This is a genomic window from Endozoicomonas sp. SESOKO3, assembly GCF_024606255.1.
Window position 1 is genome coordinate 1 of the sequence record NZ_JAHHPR010000575.1, and the last position, 1640, is coordinate 1640.

At 51.6% G+C, this 1640-nt stretch carries 1 protein-coding gene; it reads left to right on the forward strand.

Annotation, left to right across the window (positions count from 1 at the left end; genetic code table 11):
- The coding region (locus KDK18_RS09825) for a hypothetical protein (RefSeq protein WP_257254725.1) at nucleotides 1-1482 on the forward strand (1482 nt) is incomplete at its 5' end.
- Nucleotides 1483-1640 lie beyond the last annotated feature (158 nt).

A 1640-nucleotide genomic window follows, 5' to 3' on the forward strand; every position in this document is an offset into this window, starting at 1 on the left:
TCTGGACACAACCAACAACCCAACCCGCCATCAGAATCATCCGGGCAGGAAGCCCTCGCTCAACCCATAGGCTTTTTCACTAGCCTTCTGTATTCAGATTCTGGCGGGGATAATGGAGTCCCTGAACAACACCCACATACTTTGGGCTTGAATTGTTTCGTGCATCCCTGTCATGGGGCTTGTCAATTCCGGCAGTCTTCCGCCTCATCCAATAGCAGAGCGCCCGATCGTGAGGAAAGTTCGACAGACCACACGGCAGCAACGCCCGGACAAAGCTCATGCCCTCATTTGGCCAATAGATACTGCTCTGTTTGCAAACCTGTTAACGGGGTCGCCTCAGACGGGGTCGCCTCAGACGGGACCGCCATAGACTCAATGGTTGCAGTGACAATCGATAAAAACGCCCCTGCCGGGCAAGACATTTGCAGTTTGATTATATTCGGGGAGGATGGCCAGCTGCTGCAATGTGGGAAGGTTTTCAAGAATGCACAATTACTGTCGCGTCACAAAGGCAGCTACCACTCTGGGCAAAAAATCTGTGACCTGACTGTGGTCGGGGAGGATGGTCAATTGCAGCCGTGCGGGACGGTCTGCAAGAATGCGAACGCTTTAACGTATCACAAAAACAGAGACCACACGGGGCAACAAACCTGTAATGTAACTGTGATCGGGAGGGATGGTCTGCAACGGCTCTGCGGGACTGTCTGGAGAAATGCCGCAGTTCTGTCCATTCACAAAAGCGGACATCACACCGGGGAAAAAAACTGTGACGTGATCGTAATCGGGCAGGATGGCCAGCCGCGGCCATGCGGAAAGGCCTGCAAAAATGCCGCAGCTCTTTACGCTCACAAAAGCGGGCAGCACGCCGGGCAAAAAACCTGTAACCTAACCGTGATCGGTGAGGATGATCAGTCGCAGCCATGCGGAAAGGTCTGCAAGAATACTAACGCTCTGATGAATCACAAAAAAAGAGACCATTGCAGGCAACAAACCTGTGACGTGATCGTAATCAGCGAGGATAATCAGCCGCAGCTATGCGGAAGAGTCTATAAGAGTGTCCACAGCCTGTCGGCTCACAAAAGTGGATACCATAGCGTGCAACAAACCTGTGAAATGACCGTGACCGGGGAGCAAGGACAGCCGCGGCCATGCGGAAAGATCTGCAAGAATGCTCAAGCCCTTAGGGATCACAGAAAAATAGACCACACCGGGGCACAAACCTGTAACGTGACAGTGGTTCGCAAGGGTGGTCAGCCGCAGTCATGCGGGAAGGCCTGCAAGAATGCTAAAGCCCTTTCAACTCATAAAAGCGAATATCACACCGGGCAAAAAACCTGTGACATAACCGTGGTCGGGGAGGAAGGTCAGCAACGGCCATGCGGAAAGGTCTGCAAGAATGCAAAAGTCCTGTCGAATCACAAAAGAATTCATCGAAAACGCAAGCCTTCTGTCGTGGATCAGAACGATGAACTCGGGCCTTAACCTGAAAACTGTCCTTTCATGAGGTTTTCTTGATCTATCCTTGCTCTGTACAAGTCAGAATGCAGGGATAGAATTATTAAGCACTCACCCTTTGCGGCAAATTGGTTGCTGTTACTGACGTTGTCTGTCGTTTGTCAGGCCGAACCGTTGACAGAACG